Genomic DNA, 24,579 nt, shown 5'->3' on the forward strand with positions numbered 1-24,579 from the left:
GCAAGTCCGCGCAGGCGCTTGAATTGGGCCGTGCGGGCAGCCACCCTTGGGTATTGTCCCAAGGAAAACGCCGATGTCCCTCTCCGACCTGACTTCGCTCCCCGGTGTCACCGCGACCCCGGACGCCGTCACCCATGGCTACGTGTTCAACCACACGATGATCCGCGTGCGCGACCTCGACGTGTCGCTCGACTTCTATACGCGCGTCCTGGGCTTCACCCCGGTGTACAGGCACGTCTACGAGGAAGCCGCGTTCACCATCGTCTACCTGGTGCTGGTCGGCGATCGCAGCCAGATTCCGGATAACGACGAAGAGCGCAAGCGCTGGGTGCTGGCACAGCCGGGCGTGCTCGAGCTGACGCATAACCATGGCACCGAAAAGGATCCAGAGTTCGCCTACCACAATGGCAACAGCGAACCGCGCGGCTTCGGTCACCTGTGCGTGAGCGTACCCGACGTCAACGCCGCATGCGCGCGTTTCGAAGAGCTCGGCGTCACCTTCCAGAAGCGCCTGAGCGACGGCCGCATGCGTCATATCGCATTTATCCGCGATCCGGATCAGTACTGGATCGAGATCCTTCAGCCCACGCCGCTCGCCGTCTGACGAACACACCCCGATGCCGACGAACCTGCCACCCACCACCCGCAATCTGCTGATCGCGAACGTCCTCGTCTTCATCGTGCAGACGCTGCTCGGCGACGACAGCACCATGGCGGTGAGCCGATGGTTCGCGCTGTGGCCGATCGGTCACGACATCGCGGTGGACATGGGGGGCGGGGATATCGCCGGTCTCGGGTTTCGTGCGTGGCAGCTGGTGACCTACGGCTTCATGCATGGAAGCGTCATGCACATCGTCCTGAACATGTACGCCTTGTACATGTTCGGCGGGCTGATCGAGCGGGTGATGGGGAAGCGGCGCTTCGTCATCTATTACTTCACGTGCCTGATCGCGGCGGCCGTGGCGCAGCTGGCGGTGGTGTACTTCTTCGAGCCGGAGAAGATGTTCCCGACGGTGGGTGCCTCGGGCGCTGTGTTCGGTCTGCTTGGCGCGTTTGCGATGTTGTTCCCGCGCGAGAAACTGATGTTGATTCCGATTCCGGTGGGCATTCCGGCGTGGCTGTTCGTCACGCTTTACGGTGCGGCCGAGCTGATTTTTGGCGTGACCGGCACGGTGTCGGGTGTGGCGCATTTCGCCCATCTGGGTGGGCTTTTTGCGGGGCTGGTGCTGCTTTGGGCGTGGGGAGTGAGGCCGCCGCCGCGGCGGGCTTTTTAGGTCGTTGAGGTCGAGGCATGGGTTCCGTTGCGTCGAGGCATGTGCTCCGCTGCGTCGAGGCATAGGCGCCGTTAGGTCGAGGCATGGGCGCCGTTGGGTGCCATTCTCGTCGCTAAGTCCTCCTCCGGCCTTCGCCTACGTGCGGAATCGCTCCGAGAACGACACCCAACGGCACCCTCCGACTCCTGAGGTTGGGGTATGGAAGAGCGAGGATCACAAGCGATAAGCGCGAGCACTAGGCGCGAAGCGGTGCATCGCGTCAATGGATGCGTGGATTGTCGATCGCCGAGCGCTGCGCGGCCCAGGCTCTGCTCTTCCGTCAAGTACACGGTCGCGCTGGGAGGGAGTGGTGGGCTGCCGTTCCTGGAGCGCTTCCGCACGAAGGCGAAGGCCGTAGGAGGACCTAGCGACAGGAACGGCAGCCCACCGCTCCCTCGCCCCACGGCGCCCGCCCCAACGCGATGGCGAAGCCGAGCCCCCCGCAGTGAACCTGCGAAGGGCTCGCACAGACGCACTCAACGCAGCGCGAGGAAGTCCGGGCTGACCACGAAGCGCACAGCATCCAGACGGAAGCGTGCTTCGGGAATCGCCGCCAGCAACGCATCGCGTTCGGCCTCGACCGCTTCCAGCTCCGCGTCGGTGATCGACGGATTCACCGCGTGCAGCGCGACCAGGCGTGCGTACTCGCCATCGAGCTCTCGTCGCGCCGCTTCCATGGCCTCGAGCTTGATCACTTCCGCACGTGCCTCGGCGAGATCCTGCGCACGCTCGAGCATCGGCGGCACCAGCTTGGAAAGGAACTTGCGATAGCGTGCGACTTCGATGTTACGGTCGGGCGCACGCCGCATCGCGACATCGCTGGGGCGGAAGCCGGCGCGCTCGCTGAGCTTCGTATCGACCGTGAGTGCCAGCGGCGTGGTCGGCAGGAAACGGCCCGGATCCAGCGTGCGGTCGGCGACGATCTCGAGCACGAACACCGTCTGCAGCAGCGCGGTACGCACGGGCAGGGCGTCGTCGACGAGGAAGGCCGCGTTGCCGTTGTCGCCGGTGACCAGCAGGTCGACCGCGGCGAGCACCATCGGGTGATCCAGACGCAGCAGTGGCAGATCTTCGCGGGCGAGAGCGAGCTCACGCGAGAAGGTCACCGAGAGGGGGCCATCGCCGAAGCCGGTGAGGCCATCCGTCGAGAGGTACTGCGGGTCGAGCAGCACGATGTCCTTGGCGAGTTCCTCGGCATGCACGCCGTAGGTCTCGAACAGGCGCTGGATGAACGTGTCGCGTGCCTCGTCATCGTCCTCGGCGGCGAAACTGCCGGCGAGATCGTCGGCGTGCGGATCGCGGCTGGCCGCGAGTTCGAGCAGGTGGTCGCGACCGGCGTGAATGAGGGCGGACAGCTCCTCGTGCGCGCCACGCGTTTCCGCGATCAGCGCGTCGAGCTCCTGGTCGCGGGCGTCGTCTTCGCGGGCATGCTCGTCGGCCAGCGTGGCCAGCAGCTTGCCGAAGCGGCGCAGCAGTTCACGGCCGTCGGCGGGGCTGGAGCGAAAGGCGTCGAGCCCCTCGTCGTACCACCGCGCGAGGATGTGCTGCGCGCTCTGCTCGACCACCGGTACGTGGATGCTGATGTCGTGTTTCTGGCCGATACGGTCCAGACGGCCGATGCGCTGTTCGAGCAGGTCCGGATCCAGCGGCAGATCCCACATCACCAGACGGTGGGCGAACTGAAAATTGCGGCCTTCGGAACCGATCTCGGAGCAGATCAGCAGGCGCGCGCCATCGGGCTGGGCGAAGAACGCGGCGTTGCGGTCGCGCTGGACGATGCCGAGGCCTTCGTGGAAACGCGCCACGCCGACGCCGCTCTTCGTACGCAGTGCCTCTTCGATCGCCAGCACCTTGGCCTGGCTGCGGCAGAGAAGGAGGAACTTGTCGGTGGGATGCGCGTCGAGCAGGCTCAGCAGCGCGGCCAGACGCGGATCGTCGTGGTAGTCGAATTCGTGCAGGGTGGGTGGCTGCTGAAGGTCCGACCGGAATTCGGCGAGCAGGGCATCGCGTCGGCCTTCGTCGAGGCTGTCCGGATCGAGCACGCGGATCTGCGGCACACGGTGCGGAAAACCGCCGATGCCGGCGCGGCGGTTGCGGAACATCGCGCGGCCGGTGCCGTGACGATCGATCAGCGCGGCAAGGAGTTCCTCATTCGCGTCGTTGCGATCGACCAGCCCGAGCAACTCACGGTCGCCCTTGAAGCGGGCCTTGAGCAGGTCGCGGTGCGCATCGCCCAGCGGCTCACCCGCGACGAGCACGTTGGCGATTTCAGACAGCGCGCCGTAGCCCTCGGCTTCGGCAAGGTAGCTGTCCAGATCGCTGTAGCGCTGCGGATCGAGCAGGCGCAGGCGGGCGAAATGCCCGGCGCGGCCCAGCTGTTCCGGTGTCGCGGTGAGCAGGATGACACCCGGCGTCGCGGCGGCCAGCTCCTCGACCAGGCGATAACGCGGGCTGGCGCCCTCCGGCGTCCACTCGAGATGGTGAGCCTCGTCGACGACGATGAGGTCCCAGCCGGCTTCCGTGAGCTGGGCGGCCCGCCTGGGTGACGACTCGAGGAAGGCGAAGTCGGCGATGACCAGTTGCTCGTCCTCGAACGGATTGCGTCCGTCGTTCGACTGCTCGATGGCCTCGCAGCGCTCCTCGTCGAAAATCGAGAACGAGAGGTTGAAGCGGCGCAGCAGCTCGACGAACCACTGGTAGACCAGGGTCTCGGGGAGCAGCACCAGCACACGGCCGGCACGACCGGCGGCCAGCTGGCGCGAAAGGATCATGCCGGCTTCGATGGTCTTGCCCAGGCCGACTTCGTCGGCGAGCAGGACGCGTGGGGGCCGACGCGCGGCGGCGATACCGGCCACGCGCAGCTGATGCGGGACCAGGCCAATACGGGCCGATTCCAGGCCCCAGGCGGGCGAGCGGCGCGCGTCGGCGCGACGACGCAGGGCCTCGAGGCGGAGGTCGAAGCGATCGTTGGTGTCGGTACGACCGCCGATCAGCCGATCGTCGGCCTGGGAATGGGCTTGCTCGTCATCCAGCTGGCCTTCTTCGAGCTCGCGACCTTCGCCGCGATAGACGAAGAGACCTTCACGCTCGTCGATACGCTCGACCAGAAAAGCGATGCCCTTCCCGGAAACGCGTTGGCCGGCGCGGAATTCGGCGCGGATGAGGGGTGCGCTGTCCGATGCATAGGGGCGCAGGACGCCCGCTTTGGCGAACAGGACCTGCACACTGCGTCCCTCGACGCGGAGAATGGTGCCGAGGCCGAGCTCGGGCTCGGCGGTGGAAATCCAGCGTTGACCGGGTTGGAACATGCTAGGGGAGCCAAGGACTACAAGGGGGCGTTGATTATCCGCCCCCGGGGCCCCGATGCCTACCTTTTACGCCTCAAGTCTCGGCCCAGCGCCGCAAAAGGTTGTGATAAACGCCTGTCAGCTGGAGGATCGCGGCCTGATCCGCGCTCGCGGCGGAGAGGGTGCGGATGGCGGTGTCCATCTCGAGCAGCAAGCGGCGGCCACTGTCGTCACGCACGAGGCTCTGGATCCAGAAAAACGATGCGATGCGCGCTCCCCGTGTCACCGGGGTGACGCGATGAAGGCTGGACGACGGGTACACGATGGCGTCGCCGGCGGGCAGTTTGACCTCATGCTCACCGTATGTGTCGCTGACGATCAGCTCGCCACCGTCGTATTCATCGGGATCGGCCAGGAACAGGGTGCATGAGATGTCGCTGCGGACATGCTCCTCGCCGCGCCCGGTCGACATCACCGCGCCATCGATATGAAAACCGTATTCGCCGCCGCCTTCGTAGCGATTGAAGCGCGGCGAGATCGTGCGCAACGGCAAGACCGCCGCATGATAAAGCGGGTGCCGTGTCAGCGCCGCGACCACCTGGTCGCCCAGTTCGCGCCGCAAGGGCGATGCGTCGGGCAGTTGCAGGTTGCGCTTGACCTTCGCACCCTGCGGACCGACGGTCTGGCGACCGTCGGTCCATTCGGCTTCCGCCAGTGCGGCGCGCATCCCCGCGACCTGTTCCCTGGTCAGGACTTCCGGGATGTGCAGCAACATGACGGTTTCCTCGATCGATCAGAAGCGGACGTTGGCGGTGAGCATCGCCGAGCGCGGTGTACCCGGAGTGTAGCGGTAGCCGCTCTTGTTGATTGCCGCGACGTAGTTCTTGTCGAACAGGTTGTACACGTTCAGCTGCAAATCGAAGTTGCGGTTGACCGGGTAGCTGGCCATCGCGTCGAACACCCAGTAGGCCTTGGTGTACTGCGGCGTGCCGACCGCACCGTCCGTACCGCGCTGCAGTTCGCCGGAGTAACGCGCACCGCCGCCGATCGTCAGGTTGAAGGGCAGGTGGTAGGTGGTCCACGAGGTGAAGGCTTTCTTCGGGGTGTAGGCCAGATCGTCCGAACCGTTCTGGGTGACGTTGGCACCCTTCTCGACGGTGGCGTCCATGGTCGTGAAGCCGGCACTGATCGCCCAGTTCTCGGTCAGCTTGCCGAGGGCGGAGATCTCGATGCCCTGCACGCGCTTCTTGCCGATCTGGTAATACAGCAGGTCGGTCGGATCCTGCACCAGTTCGTTGGTGACCGTGGTGCGATAAAGCGCGCCGGTCAACAGCAGCTTAGAGTCGAGCAGATCCCACTTCGTGCCGATCTCGGCGGTGCGCGCCTTCTGCGGATCGAAGTTGGGGTTGTCCGCACTGTTCGCCGACGAAGACAGCGTGAGGGTGTTGCCACCCGGCGGCTCCTGGGACTGGGCGAAGTTGACGTAGATGCTGCCATTGGCGGCGGGCTTGTAGAGCACACCGACCTTGTAGTTGACCAGGTTGTCGCTCTTGCTGGTGTCGACGCCCGGCAAGACACTGCCGGTGGGCAGGGCACCGCAGACCGGGCCGCCACGACCGCCACAGACCACGAGACTGCTGAAGTCGGTCTTGTAGTGATCGAAGCGGACGCCTGCGTTGACCTGCCAGCTTTCGCCGAACTTCACGGTGTCAAAGACATACGCTGCCGCGGTGTTGGTCTTGCCGCCGGACGAGGCGCCCGTTTCGCCATAGCGAAGGCCACCGACGTTCGAATACGGCTTATACAGGTTCGCCGCGGGCCATGCGCTTCCCGCGCGGGCGCCCATGCCGATCGTGCGGGCTTCCTCGTTGGTGAGCTCGATGCCCGTGCTGATGTCCTGTGTCATCGCGCCGGATTCGATCGTCGCCGTCAGGTTGGTCTGATTGGTCGCAATACGGTTGGTCTGGTGCTTGAACGTCGGTGTGCTGCGAGCCAGCGTCCAGGTGGAAGGATCGGCCGCGTTCGGCGTGAGCAGGTTGGCGGTCGAGCCCATGAAGGAGGTCAGCAGATAATCCTGCGTCGTGCGGCCCCAGCGTGACGTATTGTGCAGCGCGACCTTGTCGTTGAAGTCGTGCTCGACGATGACCGTGAACATGTCCTGCGTGTCATGGTCATGGTCCTGATTGGTACCGTAGTAATTGTCCTCGTCGACCTTGCCGGCGCTGGTGAGGAAAGCGCGGGTATCGGGCGAGGTATAACCGGGCAGGCCGATGGTCGGGACGCCGCCATCGGGAACGTTGTTCTGCTTGATGTGCAGATAATCGATGTACACGCGCGTGGGGGTGCCGAGGCCGAAGGCCAGCGACGGAGCGATACCCCAGCGGTTGTTTTCGATCCGGTCGCGACCCGCCACGTGGCTCTTCTGGTCCATGACGTTCAGGCGGAACGCGCCGGTATCGCCCATCTGCTGGTTCAGGTCGGCCGTGCCACGCCGACGCTGGCCGCTGCCCATCTGCACGGAGCCGGACACGCCGTTACCGAGTACGGGCTGCTTGGTCACCAGATTCACCGCACCGGTCGGCGCCGTACGGCCGTATTCCGTGCCGTCCGGACCCTTGGTGACTTCGACCTGTTCGATATTGAACACGTCGCGCGACACGGTGCCGAGGTCGCGCACGCCGTCGACGAAGATGCTGCCGGACGTATCGAAGCCACGCATGTAGATCGAATCGCCCGTATTGGTCGAGCCGTTCTCGCCGACGTAGAACGTGCCCACGCCCGGACTGTTGCGCAGCGCTTCGGTCAGCGTGGTGGCGCCCTGCTGCTGGATCAGCTCGCGGTTGATCACCTGCACGGTCTGCGTCGTATCCAGCAACGACTGGGTGAATTTCGGCGACGAGACCTTGTCCACGCGGTAGTCACTGGAACGATCCGCCTCGACCTGCATGCCGGGAAGCGCCTGGGCGTCGTTGACCTTGGCCTGCTGCGGCGGGGCGACATCCACGGAAGCGTCGCTGGCGATGGCGCCATGGGCGAGCGAGAGGAGAACGGCGGCGCCGACGGTACGTGCGGCGGGAGCGGCGTGCTTGCGGCTCTTGATGAAGGCCATGAGGATCCTTGCGAGGCTTGGACAAAAGAGGTCCGGACCTGTCGCGCACACGAACTCGCCCGTCGCGAGTCATGGACTCACGTGAGATGCTGGTCGTTGCCCCTGATCGGGTAGCGGTGCGCGGGACTTAACCCGGTATGCGCCGCATCGTAAACTTAATGAGAACGATTCGCAATGCTAATGCGAGCTTTAGCCAAGTCGATCGAGGCGAAGCCGCATCCTGTCGTCATGGAGTCGGGCCATCGCTCCATACGCGGTACCCACCGCGGCAAGGCAACTGGCTCCGGTTAGCAGGATGAGCAGCAGAATCTGGTATTTCACCGCATCCACCGGATCGGCACCGGCCAGCAGCTGACCGGTCATCGTCCCGGGCAGGGTGATGACGCCCGCCGCGGCCATCTGGTTGATCACCGGCACCATGGCCGCGCGGATCGATCGTCGCAGCAGCGGTGCGCTGGCGGTGCGAAACGTCGCCCCAAGCATCAGCTGCGCTTCGATCGCGGCGCGCTGATGGCGGACGTTGTCCAGCACCCCGGCCAGCGCGATGCTTGCCGCATTGAGGATGCTGCCGAGCAGGATCCCCACCAGTGGGATCGCGTAGCGCGGGTCGTACCACGGGTGCGGACGAATCGCGGTGAGCAGGGCGAAGCACGCCGTGATCAGGACCACGCCGAGCACGTGAGGCAAGGCGACCACGACGTTGCCGCCGCGGAGACGCCGTACCGGTCGTACGGCCACTTCCCGGACCGCGACGAGTGACATCGCCAGCACCAGCACCGCAGTAAGCCAGGGCGAGTGTTCCGCGAACACATAGCGCAGCAGGTAACCGACGGCGACGAGCTGGACGGCCATGCGCACGGAGGCGACGATCAGCGCGCGATGAAAGCGCAGGCGCAACGCGATGGACAAGGCCGCGTCCACGACGAGCAGGAGGGAGGCCAGGGCGATATCGCCGGCATGCAGTGAGAGAGACGACGTCATGCGGTGAGCACCCCGCCGATCTGCATTTTCAACGCGCGATCGCCCACACGTGCCGCCTGCGCGGCGTCGTGGGTGACCCAGATCACTGTAGCCCCGTCGGCCATCCGTCGCGAGATGACGGTTTCCACCGCCCGGGTGGACGCGAGGTCGAGGGATGCGGTGGGTTCGTCGAGCAGGAGCAGGCGCGGCTCGGCCACCAGTGCACGGATCAGGGCGAGGCGCTGGCGCTCGCCGGTGGATGCCTCCTCGACGGGGCGGTCGAACAGGCGCTCGGGCAGGAACAGCTCCTCGGCCAGGCGGCGGTACGTCGCATCAGCGCCAGCGGGAAAGTGCTCGCTCACGTTGTCGGCCCACCATCCGCTGCGAGCCGGAACGAATCCCGCTCGCCGCCGCCACTCAGCCGCCGGCAGCGACGCCCGTTCGACCCCCTCGAAGCTGACCGCGCCCTCGTGAGGGTCGAGATCTGCGAGCATGCGCAACAGCAGCGTTTTTCCCGACCCCGAGGCGCCGGTGATGGCGAGGCACTGCCCGGTCGGCACCTCGAACGAGAAGGGGCCAGCGTGCACGCTACGCAAGCCTTCGACGAATAAGCTCATGCGACAACCTTTGTGAACACCGTTGGTTTCGCGACCAAGGTCGCCTGCACCGCTTAGCTGAGCCTTAGGTGCCTCTACTCAGTGACGCCTAAGGTAGCCCTTCGGATAATGCGCCGGGGTTGCCGGAAACGTGGGTGCCCCGCCGCGCACGGATGCGATACCAGAAACTCAGTGCGCTGCCGAGGACGTACAACGTGAACATCATCGTGGTCGAGGACGACGCCCGGCTCGGCGCAGCCATCAAGCGCGCGCTGGAGCATCTGGCGTATACGGTCACGTGGCTGCGCACGGGCGCCGAAGGCCTGGAGGCGCTGCGCAGCCAGTCCGTCGATCTGGTCCTGCTCGACCTCGGGCTGCCGGAAAAAGACGGCATCGAGGTGATCACCGAGGCCCGCCGGCTGAAGGTAAAGACACCTATTCTCGTCATGACCGCGCGTGACAGCGTGGAATCGCGCGTGCGCGGGCTGGACGCGGGCGCCGACGACTACATGACCAAGCCGTTCCATCTCGACGAGCTGGCCGCACGGATCCGTTCGCTGGCGCGACGCGCGCAGGGCCTCGCGGACAATCAGCTTGACGCGGGTGCGTTGTCGCTCAACCTGAGCACGCTCGAGGTCACCTTTCAGGAGCGTCGTGTCGAACTCACCCGCCGCGAGTTCGCCCTGCTGCGCATCCTGATGGAGCGGCACGGCAAGATCGTCCGCCGGGAATCGATCGAGAGTTCGGTCTACGGGATGGAGTCGGACGTCAGCCCCAATGCGCTGGAAGTACTTGTGCATTCACTGCGGCGGAAACTCAGCCCCGAGGCGATCCAGACCGTGCGTGGGTTTGGCTACATGGTGCCGCGAGACCTGACGTGAGCCAACGCGGCATCGCATCGCGGTTGCGCTGGTCGATCGGGCTGCTTGCGGTGGCGGTGCTCATTCCGATGGGCTGGTTCGCGGCACGGCGCACGCTCGCCGATGTCGACGCGCTATGCGACGCCCGGCTGGCTCAGGCCGCGCTGGGCATGGACGCGATGATCGCGCAGACGGGTCTTGCGCATATCGAGGTGGCGCACGACAGTCAGTCGTTGCCCGATGTGCCAGTCACAGGGCATCTCGGAGAGACGCCGACCCATGAGGTCGAGGTGGGCTATCAGGTACTTGGTGCCGATGGCCGTGTGCTGCTGGTCACCGAGAACATGCGCACGCTGGGTGCGCCGCCGGAAGGCGATGGTGCTTTCGGCGACGTGCACATCGATCGCCGCCACTGGCGCCTCTACACGCATCGGGATTCCGCCCGGGGCATTACGGTCACGGCGGGTGAGCGCTACGACAGCCGGCGTGACGTGCTGCGTGCCCTGTGGATCGAGCATGCCTTGCCGTTGCTGTTGGGTATTCCGTTGCTGGCAGTGGCGGTGCGCTGGTCGGTGCGACGGGCGCTGCGACCGCTGGATACGCTGACTTCCCTGCTGACGATCCGCACGGCATGGAGCCGCGACACGCTGTTGCTCGCCGGAGCGCCCGAAGAAATAAGGCCCATCGTGGAATCTCTGAACACACAGTTCCGCCGGATGGGTCATGCCCTCGAGCGTGAGCGACGTTTCAGCGCCGACGTCGCGCACGAACTACGTACGCCGCTCGCTTCGACCATGATCAATCTCGACAGCGCGATCGCGGAAAGGCGAGGCATGAGAGCGGCCGCCTCGCTTCCGGACGCCTATGCCAGCCTGCAATCGCTCGCTCGACGCACCGATCAGCTGTTGCTGCTGGCGCGACTCGACGATGCGGACGATATGCCGCGTGGCCGGGTCGACCTTTGCGCCGCCGCGCGGGCGGTCGTCGACGAGCTGCGTGCGACGGCTCGCGTGGACGCGCGGCATCTCGACGTGTCGGTACCGACCTTGCCTGTCTGGCTTGTAGCGCATGGACCCGCACTCGACGCGTTGATGCGCAATCTTGTGGAGAACGCCCTTCGGCATGCACCGGTGGGCGGACATGTATGCCTGACCGTGAAGCAGGATGCGAAGGCGACGGTGATCGAAGTCCGCGACGACGGTCCGGGTATTCCTCCGGAACGACGTGAAGCGGTGTTCGAACGGTTTCATCGTGAGGCGACCAGCCTGGGCGATGGCTTTGGTCTCGGCCTGTCGATCGTGCAGCGGGCGGCCCGGCTGCACGGCGCAAGCGTCGATCTGCTCGATCCACCGGATGGGCCCGGACTACTCGTCAGGGTCGGCTTGCCCCATTGAGCCTCGGCGAGCCGTGCGCGAAAGCGAAGCTGCCCTCGCAGCACGACATCGTGCATTCCCAATCCCATGCGCCAGGGCGCGCACGGACGTCGAATCGTCATCCCACGGACAGCAAGGCATAAGCTTGCTGCGGCATCGTTGGCGGCAGACTTCCAGAGAGTTCGCCCATGCCTCCTGTCGCGTCGCTGTCATCGACCACATCGAACGAGCCGGCTCGCACGCCCATGCACGGCAACACCGCGCTCTGGCGTCGCCGGGTCGCGGCCTGGCTGGCGCGCCACCTGGTCGCTCCGCCGAAAAACCTCGTGGGCGCCGGCCAGCTTCCCGCCGCGGGCATCCAGCGCATTCTGGTCTGCCGCCCCAATCACCGGCTCGGCAACACCTTGCTGCTCACTCCGCTGCTGGTCGAAATCGAACGTCGTTTCCCGGGCGCTGAAGTGGATCTGCTCTCCGCCGGTCCCGCGGCGCATTCGGTGTTTCGCGGGTTCGACATCGTCGGTGACTGCATGACTCTCGATCGACGCGCGGCGCGGCGCCCCCTCGCCACGATCGGCGCGTTGCGCAAGCTGCGCTCGCGTCGCTATGACCTGGTCATCGACGCGGCGGCGGGGTCGTCATCCGGGCGTATCGCCAGTGCCATGGCGAAGGCCCGTTTTCAGTTACGTACGGACGCCATGCCGAACGAGGGTCCGGTGACGCACCTCGCGGCACGGCCGGTGCAGGCGTTGCGCTGGGCGCTGGGTGCCCGTGGTGAGGGCGAGGTTCCGTTGCTCGATGTCAGGCTGACCGATGCGGAGCGTCGCTGTGGGCAGGACGCCCTCACGCGGGTGCTTCGCGATGCCAACGAACGCGGCCTGCCGGTGATGGCGATCTTCCCGAACGCGACCGGTTCGAAGCGCCTGCCGACCTACTGGTGGAGCGATTTTGCGAACGAACTGCTGGCACGCATCGGCGATGTCTGCATTGTCGAACTCGTATCCGCCGATGGTCAGTCGCGCCTGGGTGGTGGCTATCCCACGTATTACACGAGCGATCCGCGCAAGCTCGCCAGCTTCATCGAAGCCGCCGGAACCTACATCAGTGCCGACTGCGGCGTGATGCATCTGGCGGCCGCTACGAACGCGACAACCGTGGGTTTATTCGGGCCTACCTACCCGGGGCGTTATGCGCCTTACGGGCGTAACAACGCCGCCATCGCCTGTGATGACGGGTGTCCGCGACACGCGGCGACGCGAACGGCGGCGCATCTGCAACGTCGCCGTTCGCCATAAAAAAAGCGCCGCACTCTTGTGCGGCGCTTTCGTTTTCAGATCGCGTAATCGAACCGACTTACCAGATCTTCACCTGCTTATCGCCGGCGCGGACCATCTTCGCGCCCGGCTTGCACTGGAACGCCGTCGCGAACGATTCCATGTTCGACGGAGCGCCGATGGCGCGCAGCGAGGCCGGTGCGTGCGGGTCGACGTTGAGGTACAGCATCGCCTGCTTCTCGCGGACGCTGCCGCGCCACACGCGGGCCCAGTTGAGGAAGAAGCGCTGGTCCTGGGTGTAGCCGTCGATCTTGGACTCGGCTTCCTTCGGGTTCTTCTTCAGGGCTTCCTGCAGCGCGTCGTATGCCACGGCGGTGCCGCCCAGATCGGCGATGTTCTCACCGAGGGTCAGCTTGCCGTTGACGTGCAGGTCCGGCTTGTCCTTGATCGGCGCGTACTCATTGAACTGGTTGACCAGCTTCGCGGTGCGCTCTTCGAACTTCTTCTTGTCGGCCGCGGTCCACCAGTTGCTGTTGTTGCCTTCACCGTCGAACTGGCTGCCTTCGTCGTCGAAGCCGTGGCTGGCTTCGTGACCGATCACGGCACCGATACCGCCGTAGTTGATCGCGTCGTCGCCGTTGGCGTCGAAGAACGGCGGCTGCAGGATCGCGGCCGGGAAGTTGATCGTGTTGTCGGTCGGGTTGTAGTAAGCGTTGACCGTCTGCGGGGTCATGCCCCACTCGAGGCGGTCGGTCGGCTTGCCGATCTTGGCGATGTCGTAGTGGTAGTTGAACTTGCTGGCGGCTTCGACGTTACCGAAGTAGTTCTCGCCGGACACGTCCAGGCCCGACCAGTCGCGCCACTTGTCCGGGTAACCGATCTTCGGCAGGAAGGTATTCCACTTGGCGATGGCCTTCTGCTTGGTTTCGTCGCTCATCCAGTCGAGCTTCTCGATGCGCGCCTTGAGGGCGTTGCGCACGTTGTCGACCAGTTCGTTGGCGCGCTGCTTGGCTTCCGGCTTGAACACCTTGGCCACATAGAGCTGGCCGAGGCCTTCGCCCATCGACGAGTTGACCGTGCCGAGCACGCGCTTCCAGCGCGGCTTCTGCTGCGGCTGACCGGCGAGCGTCTTGCCGTAGAAGTCGAACTTGTTGTCCTGGAAGGCCTTGGACAGGTACGGCGAGGCGCCGTCGATGGCGTGGAAGCGCAGGTAGGCCTGCCACGTCGACACCGGCGTGGACGCCAGCATCTTGTCGAACTCCTTGAAGAACTTCGGCTGCGACAGCGAGAAGCCCTTGTCGACCGTCACACCCTGGGCGGCGAAGAACTTCTCCCAGTTGAAGTGCGGGGTGATCTTGTCCGCGTCGGCGACGGTCACGAAGTGGTACTGGTTTTCCGGGGTACGCAGTTCGACCGGCGCGAGCGAGGCGGCGGCGAGCTGGGTTTCGAACTTCATGATCGCGTCGGCCTGGGTCTTCGCGTCGGCATCGGAGACGCCGGCGAGGGTCAGCGTCTTGACGATGTAGTCGACGTAAGCCTTACGGTTATCCGCCTGCTTCGGATCGGTGTAGTAGTCCTTGGTCGGCAGACCCAGGCCATCCTGCTGCGCGAAACCGATCTGCGTCTTGGCGTTCTTGAAGTCGGCGCCCGCGCCGAAGCCGAAGACGTAGCTGTTGCCATCGTTGAAGCTGGCGTCGAGGAAGTCGGCGATGTCCTGCGGCGACTTCAGCGCGTCGATTTTGGCCAGTTCCGGCTTGAGCGGCTCGATGCCGGCCTTCTCGATGGCGTCCTCGTTCATGCCCGAGCGATACAGCAGGCCGATCTTCTGTTCGATCGAGCCGGCGGTGGCGCTGGCGGCGCCCTTGTCCATCGCATCGACGATTTCGTGCTGCGTGTTCAGGCTGTTCTCGGCCAGCTGGTCGAAGGCGCCCCATCGGGTGCGGTCGTCCGGAATCGGGTTGGCGGCCACCCACTTGGCATTGACGAAGCCGTTGAAGTCGTCGCAAGCGTCGATGCTGGTATCGATGTCGGCCACGTTGAACGTGGGGCCGGCCGGTGCGGCGGCGGTCGTCGCGGCCGGCGCGGGCGCGGGCGCGGCCGTGGTCGACGGGGACGGGGTGTTGCCGCCCGGGACGGCGGTATCGGCGTCGTTGTGCTTGCTGCAGGCGGTGCCGGCGAGCGCGATGGTCAGCGCCAGGGCGAGCGGCTTCAGGTACTGCTGGGTCATGGGTGTCCCTCTGTGAAAGTGGCTGCAACGGCGCCCCCGGGCACCGCACTCCCCGAGGATAACGGCTGAAGGGCGGCCGCAGGGCCAACCGTGACGAAGGTCATGGTTTAGTGAACTTCGCAAGTTCTCGCGAGGCAGTGACCCCGGACTGTCACAGGCGGTTCGCAGAATCGGCAGGACCGCATGACAGGGGATGCGGCCCACCCACGCAATTCGGACGTCTACACCGAGGAGCTACGTCATGCGCAAGTTAATGGCCGCGGGCATCGCCTGCGTGCTCACCCTGTCCGCTGCGTCGATCGTCGTCGCCCAGCAGACCGACCCCGCGGAGGCGACCTCGGCCACGGAAGCTCTCGGCTTCGGTTTCGGTCACGGTGGCCACGGGAACGATCCGCGCGCGGCCACCCCGATCAGGCACGTGGTCGTGATTTTTCAGGAGAATGTCTCCTTCGATCACTATTTCGGCACCTATCCGTTCGCCGCCAATGCGAAAGGCGAGCCCGCGTTCTACGCGCGCCCGTTCACGCCGCCGGTCAACGGTCTGACGCATCGCCTGCTGACCGACAATCCGAATGCCAGCAACACAGGCAACGCGGATGCCGCCATCAATCCGTTCCGCCTGACCCGCGCGCAAGCGGCGACGGCGGATCAGGACCACGGTTACACATCGGAGCAGCGAGCTTTCCACGGCGGTCGCATGGACCTGTTCCCGCTGTACACCGGTCGCGGCGAAACGCTGCCTGATGGCGATGCGGCGGAAGAGGGCAAGGGCCAGGTCATGGGTTACTACGATGGCAACACGGTCACCGCGTACTGGAACTACGCGCAGAACTTCGCGATGAGCGACAACCACTACGGCACCGGGTTTGGCCCGTCCACGCCGGGTGCGGTCAACCTCATCGCCGGCCAGACCGCCGGCGTGATCGACACGCTCAACGGTACCGGTGCCGAGACCGACGACGGGCACGGCGGTATGACGATGATCGGCGATCCCGATCCGATCGGCGATGTCTGCTCGTCGCCCACGGCCAATCAGGTGACGATGGGCGGTCGCAACATCGGCGACCTGCTCAACGAGCGCAACATCACATGGGGCTGGTTCCAGGGCGGCTTCGACCTCACCCGGACCAACGCCGACGGCAGCACGGGCTGCACGCGTCGCCACCTGTCGAGTGTGACCCACACCACGTCCAACGATTACAGCCAGCATCACGAGCCGTTCCAGTACTACCCGTCCACCGCGAACCCGACGCATGCGCGTCCGACCTCGGTGGCGACGATCGGCAAGACCGACGCGGCCAACCATCAGTACGATATCGAAGACTTCTACGACGCGCTCGATGCGAACAACCTGCCGGCGGTGAGCTTCCTCAAGGCACCGGCGTATCAGGACGGCCATGCGGGTTATTCCGATCCGCTCGACGAACAGGCCTTCGTCGTCCACGTGATCAATACCCTGCAGCAGAGCGCCGAGTGGAAGGACACGGCGGTCATCATCGCCTATGACGATTCCGATGGCTGGTACGACCACCAGGCGCCGCCGCACATGAACGCATCGGTCGGCAGCACCGACGCGCTGGACGGCGACGGTGTGTGCAAGGGCCATGGCACGCTGCCGGGCCTCGATGGCAGAACACCGGCGCAGGGCCGTTGCGGTTTCGGTCCGCGCCTGCCCTTGCTGGTGGTGTCCCCGTGGGCGCGCGAGAACATGGTCGATCACAGCGTTACCGACCAGAGCTCGATCACGCGCTTCATCGAAGACAACTGGCTGTCGGGCAAGCGCATCGGCGGCGGTTCCACCGACGCACAGGCCGGTCGCCTGGACGGCATGTTCGATTTCTTCCTGCCGCGTCTGTTCGATCGCAAGCTGATCCTCGACGAGTCGACCGGTCAGCCGAAGCAGGCGGGCGGTGGTGGCTGGCCGCACTGGCCGTTCGGGAACGGTGGGCATGGTTGATCGCCGCCGGTTTCTGACCACGGCGGGCTGGGCGGCCGCGGCGGGGTGGATCCCGTCGCGGCTGCTCGCGCATGACATGCACGGCATGCAGGCCGCGCCCGCCGCGAAGGTGGGCAACAACCTGTGCATGCATCCCATGGGTGACACGACGCGGATGCCGGGTCTGGTCGATCCGGGCAAGCTCGCCGCCTTTGTCGATCCGCTGCCGTTGCCACCGACGTTGCACGCCGGGAAGGGCAAGCCGCTGCACGTCCGCATGGCCGAGACGACGCAGAAGCTGCACCGCGATCTGCCGCCGACGACGCTATGGACGTACGGCGGCCATTATCCCGGGCCGACGATCGAAGCCCGTACGGGTCAGCCGGTGGATGTGGTCTGGGAGAACGCGCTGCCGACGAAGCATTTCCTGCCGGTGGATCACGCGATCTGCGGTGCGGAGGCGGACAAGCCCGAGGTGCGTGCCATCGTGCATCTGCATGGGGCCAGGGTGCCGCGCGCGGACGATGGTTTTCCGGAGGACTGGTACGTCCCCGGCAAGTCGCGCAAGCACCATTACGCCAACGTCCAGGATGCTTCGACGCTCTGGTACCACGATCACGCGATGGGCATCAACCGGCTGAACATGTATGCCGGGCTGATGGGTCTGTACCTGTTGCGCGACGACCATGAGCTGTCGCTTGGCTTGCCTTCGGGCGAGCAGGAGTTGCCGCTGGTGTTCGCCGACCGATGGTTACGTACGGACGGGCGGCTGTACTACCCGGATTCCGGCGATGCGAATGCGCCGTGGGTGCCCGAGGTGTTCGGCAACCTCACACTGGTCAACGGTGCGATCCTGCCCCGGGCCGACGTGCAGCCGCGTCGTTACCGTCTGCGTGTGCTCAACGCCGCCAATGGCAGGTTCTATCATCTGCGCTTTCGCGACGGCAGACCGTTTCAGGTGATCGGATCGGATCAGGGGCTGCTTGCCGCGCCGGCGACGGTGAAGTCGCTTTTCCTCGCACCGGGCGAGCGTGTGGACCTCGTCGTCGACTTCGCTTCGTTGCGCGGCGCCAGCGTCGAGCTGATGAACGATGCGCTGCCGCTGATGCGTTTTGCCGTGAGTCAGGGCGAGGTTCGGGACGACAGTCGGGTACCGGACGTGCTGCGCGACCTGCCGCGTGTCACTGAAACCACAGCATCGAAGTCACGCGAGCTCACGCTCGACGAATACAGCGACTGCGTCGCGACGCCGATGTTGATGCTGCTGAACGGCAAGCGCTGGCACGATCCGGTGACCGAGACGGTGAAGCTGGGCACGACGGAGATGTGGTATCTGGTGAACCTCACCGAGGACACGCATCCGATCCATCTGCACCTCGTTCGTTTCCAGATCCTCGACCGGCGTCCTTATGACGTCGACGAATACATGGAAAAGAAGACGATCCGCTACGTCGGGCCGGCGCAGGAGCCACCGGCGCATGAACGTGGCTGGAAGGACGTGGTGCAGGTCTATCCGGGGATGATTACGCGGATCGTGGCGACCTTCGATGGCTATGCCGGGCGGTATGCATGGCATTGCCATCTGGCGGAGCACGAGGCGAATGAAATGATGCGACCGTTCGAGGTGGTGGTGTAGGAGCGCGCCTTGCGCGCGATGCTTCTGATCAGACGCATCGCGCGCAAGGCGCGCTCCTACAATCAATGGGCGAGTTGTTGCAACGCGGGAGCATCCAGCCGCAACACCGGGTAAGCACCCACCTTCTGCACCGTGTACCACGGGCTGCGCTCGTAGAAGAAGGTCAGCCGCGCGCGCGGGCTGGCGGCAAACGCCGCATCGCTTTTCACCTTCGCGTCGAACTCCGCCTTCAGCGAAGGATTCTCCGCCAGCATCTTCCGCGCCAGAGCCTCGAGCACACGAGGCTCGCCGTATTCCTTTTGCTCGAAGATCCCGTTGAGATAGCCCCAGCGCAGCACCGAGTCGGGCGCACGCGCATCCAGAAGGTTCAGCGCGAGCACCGCATCGACGTTATCCGCGCGGACAATCACGGTACCCGGGGGTAACTCGACGGTTTCCTTCGCTGGCGTCACCACGACGTCCTTCAACATGTGATGACCCTCGAACGGCTTATCCGCCCACTTCGGCTGGGTCAGCTCGTCGCGCGTCACCGCAACCTTCGTCGCGGCGGTCGTCCGCGTATACGGAATACCCTGCGCATCCAGCCGCTCGATGATGTCGGTCCACTGCGGGGGAATGGCCCACGCGGCAGGGATCGGTGCCGAGACATCCGGCAGCAGATCGTTCCAGCTCTGGATGTCGTAGGTCTTGTTGGTCTTCGGGTCGTACTGAACCCAGAGGTCGCCGGAGATGTCGCTCTTCGTCTGCGTGAACGCGTAACCCTTAAGCTGGAACGGTTTCGGCGTCGGGTCGAGCTTGAACGTGACCGGCAACGAGGCACCCGGCTGAGCGGAAAGTGACGACGCCCAGCGATCCGCATCCTTCGACGCCTGCAGCAACGCGGCAGGATCGGCGTTGATCACCTCGAAGATGCTGCGCACGACGTCGTACGTCGCGCGCACGCGAACTTCGTACGACTTCAGCATGTGCGTCTCGATCAGCAACCCGGCGCGATTGCGGATCGCCGCGTAACCGGTGGAGAAGCGCGGACCCGAGCCGAAGTTTTCGATGCCCTTGGTGATATCGCGCCCGTCGCGGAACTCGAGGTAGGGCGAAGCCAGATGACCGAGCTTTTCGTAGCGGGGCATGGTCTGACCGGCAAAGGCCTTCGCCTGCCAGGCGGCGATCGACGGTGGCAGCTTATGTGCGTCCTCCGCGTACCACGTGAGGTCGTATTGGTAGTCCGCGCCATCCGTCGTATGGATGTCGATGAGCAGGTCGGGCTTCCATGCGTTCCACAGCGTCAGCCACGCGCGGGTTTCCGGCGCGTCGGCCTTGACGTAGTCGCGGTTGAGATTGAGGTACTGCGACTGGCCACGGAAACCCATTTCCTCGGGACCGTTCTGATTGATGCGGAAGTACGGGCCGGAGTTCTCGTGCCCGTCCACGCTGTACACCGGGATGTAGACCAGCACGGCGTGATCGAGCAGGTGGGGCAGGCGGCCCATGGTGGCGAAGTCGCGCAGCAGCATCAGCCCCGCGTCCTTGCCTTCGATCTCGCCCGGGTGGATGCCCGCCTGCAGCAGCACGATGGGCTTGCCCGCGGCGCGCGCGCGCTCGGGTGTGAGATCGCCATCCTTGCCGGCGATGACCGCCGTCATCGGTCGGCCTTCCGGCGTGGTACCGAACGTCTCCAGACGGATCGTGTCCGGCGCGGCGCGGGCCAGCCGGCGCAGGAACGCCTGCGTCTCCGCATACGATGGCGTGGTGCGGAACGAGGACGCTTCGGCGGGCGTGGTCCAGGTGTCTTTCGCGTGGATCGTCATCGGGGTCACCGCGATCAGGGCGAGGAGAAGTCGTGCTTGAAGCGTCACGGTCAGGCCAGCCTTCGGAAAGGGAATCGGGTCATTGTGTGATTTTTTCCGTGTCACGGCGAATCATGGGGGAAAGAGGAGGCGTCATGGCGGATCAGGCGAGGCGGCGCGAGTGTGAGGCGCTGCTCCATACCCATCGGAAAATCCTGTTCAAGGTCGCGGCGGTGTACGCCCGCGGCGAGGAGGACCGGCGCGACCTCGCTCAGGAGATCGCGTTGCAGGTCTGGCGCTCGTTCGCCAGCTATGACGCCACCCGTCCTTTTTCCACGTGGATGTATCGCGTGGCGCTCAACGTCGGACTTTCGCATGCCCGGCGCGAACGCGAGCGGCCTCAGCCGTTGGACGAAGCGCTGATCGACACCCTGGGCGGTGGTACGCCCATTGACGAGCCGGACGAGCGACTCGCCCTGCTGGCCAGGGCCATCGAAGCACTCGCGCCACTCGACCGGGCGCTGGCCATGCTTTACCTCGACGAGTTGCCGCATGCCGAGATCGCGGCGGTGCTGGGTATCGGCGAGTCCAACGTAGGCACGCGTATCGCGCGCCTGAAGCAACGCCTGCGCCGGGATATGACCGGCCGGCCATCCACGAGAGGAACTTGATCATGGAACTCGACGAACTGAAGGCGGGATGGGCGGAGTTCGACCGGCGGCTGGAACGGATCGAGGCGGCCGTCGCGGTGTCGGGCCGGCGCCGAGGCGTGAAGGCGGAACTGCGCGCGCTCGTGGCCTGGCAGCTGATACAGCTGATCGCGGGCCTCATGCTGGCGGTAGCGGCCGGGTCGTTCTGGGTCGATCATCGGGCGCAGCCGAGCCTTCTGGTGACCGGCGTTCTGCTGCATCTTTATGGCGTCGCCATGATCATCGCCGCCGTCCGCACTCTCGTCCTCGTAGCCCGGGTGGACGAGGCCTCGCCCGTGCTGACGCTGCAGGCGCGGATCGCCGACCTGCGGGCGTGGCGCATCCGCGAGGGCCGCTGGTTCGGTGTGGCCGGGTGTTTCATGTGGGTCGCGATGGTGATCTGGGCGTTTGGCTTGCTGGGCGTGGATGTGGTGGCGGCGAATCCGGCCTTCGTCGGCTTGCAGCTGATCACGGCGGTGGTATGCCTCGGCGTCTTCATCGTGGTCTCGCGACTGGACGGAAAGCCGGAAGGTTCCGCGGTACGCCGGGCGCAGGAGCGGCTGGACGAGATCGAGCGGTTTCGCGCGGGGTGAGCGGGTCGCGCGAACGGCGTCCTCCCGCTCCGCCGTCCCCCGGACAACGGATCCATAAGCTGGCGCTAAGCGGGACATAGGGATAATTTGTCCTTATACGGAGGCTTCCCCTTTGCACATCATCCTCGTCGAAGACGACGCCCAGCTGGGCGATGCCATCCGCCGCGCGCTGGAACGACTGGCCTACACCATCAGTTGGTACCGCGACGGCAACGAGGCGCTGTCCGCGCTGCGCGACCACGACGCGGACCTTGTCCTGCTCGATCTGGGCCTGCCCGGGCGCGATGGCATGGACGTGCTCAGCGAGGCGCGTCGTCTGCGCGTCACCACCCCGGTGATCGTCATGTCGGCGCGCGATGCCCTCGATTCGCGCATCCAGGTGCTCGATGCGGGTGCGGACGATTACCTGATCAAGCCGTTTCATCTCGATGAGCTGGCGGCGCGGATCCGTTCGCTGGCCCGTCGGGTGCGTGGCGCGGCGGTGAATAAGCTCGAAGCCGGCGCCCTGAGCCTCGACCTGGGCACGTTCGATGTGGTCTGGCACGGACAGAAGGTGGAACTGACCCGGCGCGAGTTCGCGCTGTTACAGGCGCTGATGGAGCGGGCGGGCCGGATCGTCCGTCGCGAGTCGCTGGAGACCTCGCTGTATGGGCCGGACAATGCGATGAGCACCAGCGCACTCGAGGTGCTCGTGCATTCCCTGCGCCGCAAGCTCAGCCACGAGGCGATCCAGACGGTGCGAGGCTTCGGTTACATGATTCCGCGGGAACCGCTTTGAAACCCCTGAGCCTCCGTGCCCGGCTGCTGATCCTCATCGTCATCGTTCTGGCGGCCGTGCTGCTGCCTCTGGGCGTGCTCAGCGCCAAGCGCACGCTCGAAGAGGTGGACGAGCTATCGGATGGCCGTCTCGCGCAGGCGGCCCGTACGCTGGAAGTGCTGGTGGGCCGCATCGGTGTCGAGCAGCTGCGCAGCCAGCGCGACGCGCGGCTGCTGGTGCCGAGCGTGTCGAATCATCCGCAGGAACTCACGGTACAGGGGCGCACGTTCGAATCCGAGGTGGGCTTCCAGGTCTTCGATCGCGACGGCCATCTTTTGCTGGGTACCGAGAATCTGGCCGGATTGCCCAACACGCACGCCGCCGATGGCGCGTTCGAGGATGTCGAGACCGGGCATCACGAATGGCGCGTCTTCACGCTGATCATGGAAAGCGAAAACATCACGATCCGTGCCGGCGAGCGCTACGACAGCCGTCACGAGATTACCCGCGCGCTGTGGATCGAGCACGGGTTGCCCACGTTGCTCGGTCTGCCGCTGCTGGCGATTCTGGTGGGCTGGGCCATCCGTCGCGGTCTGGGACCGCTGGAGGCGTTGGCCAGTGCGCTTGCCCGACGCGAGCCCGGCAGTCGCGAGCCCATTCACCTGTCCGACGCACCGACCGAACTGCAGCCGGTGCTGACGGCTCTCAACGACCAGATCAGTCGGCTCGAAAGCGCGCTGGATCGCGAACGCCGCTTCAGTGCGGACGTGGCGCACGAACTGCGTACGCCACTCGCCTCGACCATGATCAACCTCGAGGATGCTATGGCGTCCGCACAACCGGACGAGGCTACGCGGTCCGCGCTGGAGGCCGCACGCGCCTGTCTGGTCTCGCTGGCCCGGCGCACGGAGCAGCTGCTGGCGCTGGCGCGCCTGGAAGTGGGTGCCGCGTCCGGCCCGCGCAGTCGCGTGGATCTCGGCGAACTGGCTCTCGAGGTGATCGACGAACTGGCGCCGCTGGTGGGCAAGGGCAGTGTCGAGATGAGTGTCCGCGAACTGCCCGACCACCTGTTCGTCGAGGGCTATGGCGTCGCTCTGGGAGCCCTGCTGCGAAACCTGCTGGAGAATGCCTTCCGCCATGTGCCGCAGGGCGGTCATGTGGAGCTGGCCATCGGTTCGGTGGACGGCATGGCGCGCATCGAGGTGGTCGACGATGGCCCAGGCATTCCGCCGGACCGCCGCGCGGCCATGTTCACCCGTTTCCAGCGGGGCGTGGACACGCATGGCGAGGGTTATGGCCTGGGCCTGTCGATCGTGCAGCGCGCCGCGGAACTCCATGGTGCGTCCATCGAACTGCTCGACCGCGATGGCGGGTCAGGCCTGCGCGTCGTTGTGACGCTGCCGGCGGCCTGACCGACAGGATATCCGTGCAATTCACGTAACAAACCCCGGCGCATACTCGTAGCCCCTGTCCAAGGAGCGCTCCGATGAAGAACCCGCAAGCGACCAAAAACCTTCGCAAGGCCGACCTGCGCACGCCCAACGGTCTGGGTGCCGACGCGACACGTGACATCGCCGCCGAGGTGAATGCCCTGCTGGCGGATACGTTCGCGCTGTACCTGAAGACGAAGAATTTCCACTGGCACATGTCCGGTCCGCGCTTCCGCGACCTGCACCTGCTGCTGGACGAGCAGGGCGAGCAGATCTTCGCCATGACGGACGATCTTGCCGAGCGCGTGCGCAAGCTCGGCGGCACCACGCTGCATTCGATCGGGCACATCGCCCGTCTGCAACGTCTGTCCGACAACGACGCCGACTTCGTCACGCCGCAGGACATGCTGGCCGAGTTGCGTGAGGACAATCAGCGCCTCACGGGCTTCATGCGTGAAACGCATGCGCTGTGCGACGAATACAACGACGTCGCCACGGCCAGCCTGATCGAAAACTGGATCGACCAGACGGAACGCCGCGTGTGGTTCCTCTTTGAGGCGGCGCGCGAGAGCTGAGGGCTCGGCTTGCGCCATCGCGTTTGGCTTTGTCGCGGCGTGCGGTGTGGTCGGTAGGAGCCGGCGGGTGTGACCCTCGAGGCCACGCCTGCGGCGACCCCTCAAGGAAGGGCCGCTACCGCGGCCGTGTATCAATGGCCTTCGGCCGGGTCGGGCTTCGCCTGGGGGTTTTCGAGTCGGCTG

The 24,579-nt window shown here is 65.5% G+C and carries 19 protein-coding genes; 12 read left to right on the top strand and 7 right to left on the bottom strand.

Features of this window, described 5'->3' with window-relative positions:
- Positions 1-73 precede the first annotated feature (73 nt).
- Both gloA and BLT40_RS19320 read left to right on the top strand, forming a co-directional pair.
- On the top strand, positions 74-604 hold the full coding sequence (gene gloA, locus BLT40_RS19315; RefSeq protein WP_090356062.1) for a lactoylglutathione lyase: 531 nt from the start codon (positions 74-76) through the stop codon (positions 602-604).
- 13 nt (positions 605-617) lie between these two features.
- Entirely contained in the window at positions 618-1,274 is a 657-nt protein-coding gene (locus tag BLT40_RS19320) for a rhomboid family intramembrane serine protease (protein ID WP_090356066.1), read from the top strand.
- Between the two features lie 515 nt (positions 1,275-1,789).
- Here the strand turns inward: BLT40_RS19320 and rapA are convergent.
- The 5 genes from rapA to BLT40_RS19345 all read right to left on the bottom strand — a co-directional run bounded on the left by rapA (position 1,790) and on the right by BLT40_RS19345 (position 9,286).
- Positions 1,790-4,621, bottom strand: coding sequence for an RNA polymerase-associated protein RapA (gene rapA / locus BLT40_RS19325; protein WP_090356071.1), 2,832 nt, complete (start codon positions 4,619-4,621; stop codon positions 1,790-1,792).
- A 73-nt stretch (positions 4,622-4,694) separates the two neighbouring features.
- A complete protein-coding gene (locus BLT40_RS19330) occupies positions 4,695-5,375 on the bottom strand; it encodes a Fe2+-dependent dioxygenase (protein ID WP_090356074.1) in 681 nt (226 codons plus the stop codon).
- A gap of 18 nt (positions 5,376-5,393) precedes the next feature.
- Positions 5,394-7,709 carry a catecholate siderophore receptor Fiu gene (locus tag BLT40_RS19335; protein ID WP_090356079.1) on the bottom strand — a complete coding sequence of 772 codons (2,316 nt, stop codon included), beginning with the start codon at positions 7,707-7,709 and terminating at the stop codon, positions 5,394-5,396.
- A 189-nt stretch (positions 7,710-7,898) separates the two neighbouring features.
- Complete coding sequence (fetB, locus tag BLT40_RS19340) at positions 7,899-8,690, bottom strand: ABC transporter permease (RefSeq protein ID WP_090356086.1); 792 nt, start codon at positions 8,688-8,690, stop codon at positions 7,899-7,901.
- Positions 8,687-9,286 (bottom strand): ABC transporter ATP-binding protein, encoded by a 600-nt coding sequence (locus BLT40_RS19345; RefSeq protein WP_090356089.1) that lies wholly within the window; start codon positions 9,284-9,286, stop codon positions 8,687-8,689. Before BLT40_RS19345 ends, fetB begins: the two co-directional genes overlap by 4 nt.
- A gap of 194 nt (positions 9,287-9,480) precedes the next feature.
- On the opposite strand from BLT40_RS19345, the gene BLT40_RS19350 reads away from it, so the two are divergent.
- From BLT40_RS19350 to BLT40_RS19360, 3 genes are all read left to right on the top strand, one after another.
- Positions 9,481-10,146: a response regulator gene (locus tag BLT40_RS19350; protein WP_036118228.1), complete on the top strand. Its 666-nt coding sequence runs from the start codon at positions 9,481-9,483 to the stop codon at positions 10,144-10,146.
- Positions 10,143-11,519, top strand: coding sequence for a sensor histidine kinase (locus BLT40_RS19355; protein ID WP_090356092.1), 1,377 nt, complete (start codon positions 10,143-10,145; stop codon positions 11,517-11,519). The genes BLT40_RS19350 and BLT40_RS19355 overlap by 4 nt, the downstream gene beginning before the upstream one ends.
- A gap of 167 nt (positions 11,520-11,686) precedes the next feature.
- A complete protein-coding gene (locus BLT40_RS19360) occupies positions 11,687-12,790 on the top strand; it encodes a glycosyltransferase family 9 protein (protein WP_090356096.1) in 1,104 nt (367 codons plus the stop codon).
- A gap of 58 nt (positions 12,791-12,848) precedes the next feature.
- Here the strand turns inward: BLT40_RS19360 and BLT40_RS19365 are convergent, their stop codons facing one another.
- The gene (locus BLT40_RS19365) at positions 12,849-14,996 is read right to left on the bottom strand and encodes a M13 family metallopeptidase (RefSeq protein WP_090356101.1); all 2,148 of its coding nucleotides are present in this window, start codon (positions 14,994-14,996) and stop codon (positions 12,849-12,851) included.
- 241 nt (positions 14,997-15,237) lie between these two features.
- Here BLT40_RS19365 and BLT40_RS19370 point away from each other — a divergent pair, with 241 nt between their 5' ends.
- Together BLT40_RS19370 and BLT40_RS19375 are read left to right on the top strand one after the other, a co-directional pair.
- Complete coding sequence (locus BLT40_RS19370) at positions 15,238-16,953, top strand: phospholipase C (RefSeq protein WP_255364070.1); 1,716 nt, start codon at positions 15,238-15,240, stop codon at positions 16,951-16,953.
- Positions 16,946-18,568: a multicopper oxidase family protein gene (locus BLT40_RS19375; protein ID WP_255364071.1), complete on the top strand. Its 1,623-nt coding sequence runs from the start codon at positions 16,946-16,948 to the stop codon at positions 18,566-18,568. Before BLT40_RS19370 ends, BLT40_RS19375 begins: the two co-directional genes overlap by 8 nt.
- A gap of 62 nt (positions 18,569-18,630) precedes the next feature.
- Here BLT40_RS19375 and BLT40_RS19380 read toward each other — a convergent pair whose 3' ends face one another.
- Positions 18,631-20,373 (bottom strand): M14 family metallopeptidase, encoded by a 1,743-nt coding sequence (locus BLT40_RS19380; RefSeq protein WP_090356138.1) that lies wholly within the window; start codon positions 20,371-20,373, stop codon positions 18,631-18,633.
- 134 nt (positions 20,374-20,507) lie between these two features.
- On the opposite strand from BLT40_RS19380, the gene BLT40_RS19385 reads away from it, so the two are divergent.
- The 5 genes from BLT40_RS19385 (at position 20,508) to BLT40_RS19405 (ending at position 24,396) form a co-directional block, all read left to right on the top strand.
- Positions 20,508-21,023, top strand: a complete 516-nt coding sequence (locus tag BLT40_RS19385) for an RNA polymerase sigma factor (RefSeq protein ID WP_079522670.1) — start codon at positions 20,508-20,510, stop codon at positions 21,021-21,023.
- Between the two features lie 2 nt (positions 21,024-21,025).
- Positions 21,026-21,634 carry a hypothetical protein gene (locus BLT40_RS19390; RefSeq protein WP_090356105.1) on the top strand — a complete coding sequence of 203 codons (609 nt, stop codon included), beginning with the start codon at positions 21,026-21,028 and terminating at the stop codon, positions 21,632-21,634.
- Between the two features lie 112 nt (positions 21,635-21,746).
- Entirely contained in the window at positions 21,747-22,412 is a 666-nt protein-coding gene (locus BLT40_RS19395; RefSeq protein ID WP_090356109.1) for a response regulator, read from the top strand.
- Positions 22,409-23,803, top strand: a complete 1,395-nt coding sequence (locus tag BLT40_RS19400) for a sensor histidine kinase (protein ID WP_090356114.1) — start codon at positions 22,409-22,411, stop codon at positions 23,801-23,803. Before BLT40_RS19395 ends, BLT40_RS19400 begins: the two co-directional genes overlap by 4 nt.
- 74 nt (positions 23,804-23,877) lie before the next feature.
- Entirely contained in the window at positions 23,878-24,396 is a 519-nt protein-coding gene (locus BLT40_RS19405) for a Dps family protein (RefSeq protein WP_036115320.1), read from the top strand.
- Positions 24,397-24,579: the final 183 nt, after the last annotated feature.

The organism is Dyella sp. 333MFSha (assembly GCF_900102405.1).
Lineage (GTDB): Bacteria > Pseudomonadota > Gammaproteobacteria > Xanthomonadales > Rhodanobacteraceae > Luteibacter > Luteibacter mycovicinus.

Coding starts and splice junctions, on each gene's coding strand:
- BLT40_RS19375 (WP_255364071.1), top strand. CDS start 16,946: ATGGTTGATCGCCGCCGGTTTCTGACCACGGCGGGCTGGGCGGCCGCG.
- BLT40_RS19345 (WP_090356089.1), bottom strand. CDS start 9,286: ATGAGCTTATTCGTCGAAGGCTTGCGTAGCGTGCACGCTGGCCCCTTC.
- BLT40_RS19405 (WP_036115320.1), top strand. CDS start 23,878: ATGAAGAACCCGCAAGCGACCAAAAACCTTCGCAAGGCCGACCTGCGC.
- BLT40_RS19390 (WP_090356105.1), top strand. CDS start 21,026: ATGGAACTCGACGAACTGAAGGCGGGATGGGCGGAGTTCGACCGGCGG.
- BLT40_RS19385 (WP_079522670.1), top strand. CDS start 20,508: ATGGCGGATCAGGCGAGGCGGCGCGAGTGTGAGGCGCTGCTCCATACC.
- BLT40_RS19365 (WP_090356101.1), bottom strand. CDS start 14,996: ATGACCCAGCAGTACCTGAAGCCGCTCGCCCTGGCGCTGACCATCGCG.
- rapA (WP_090356071.1), bottom strand. CDS start 4,621: ATGTTCCAACCCGGTCAACGCTGGATTTCCACCGCCGAGCCCGAGCTC.
- BLT40_RS19330 (WP_090356074.1), bottom strand. CDS start 5,375: ATGTTGCTGCACATCCCGGAAGTCCTGACCAGGGAACAGGTCGCGGGG.
- BLT40_RS19360 (WP_090356096.1), top strand. CDS start 11,687: ATGCCTCCTGTCGCGTCGCTGTCATCGACCACATCGAACGAGCCGGCT.
- BLT40_RS19335 (WP_090356079.1), bottom strand. CDS start 7,709: ATGGCCTTCATCAAGAGCCGCAAGCACGCCGCTCCCGCCGCACGTACC.
- fetB (WP_090356086.1), bottom strand. CDS start 8,690: ATGACGTCGTCTCTCTCACTGCATGCCGGCGATATCGCCCTGGCCTCC.
- BLT40_RS19380 (WP_090356138.1), bottom strand. CDS start 20,373: ATGACGATCCACGCGAAAGACACCTGGACCACGCCCGCCGAAGCGTCC.
- BLT40_RS19370 (WP_255364070.1), top strand. CDS start 15,238: ATGCGCAAGTTAATGGCCGCGGGCATCGCCTGCGTGCTCACCCTGTCC.
- BLT40_RS19320 (WP_090356066.1), top strand. CDS start 618: ATGCCGACGAACCTGCCACCCACCACCCGCAATCTGCTGATCGCGAAC.
- gloA (WP_090356062.1), top strand. CDS start 74: ATGTCCCTCTCCGACCTGACTTCGCTCCCCGGTGTCACCGCGACCCCG.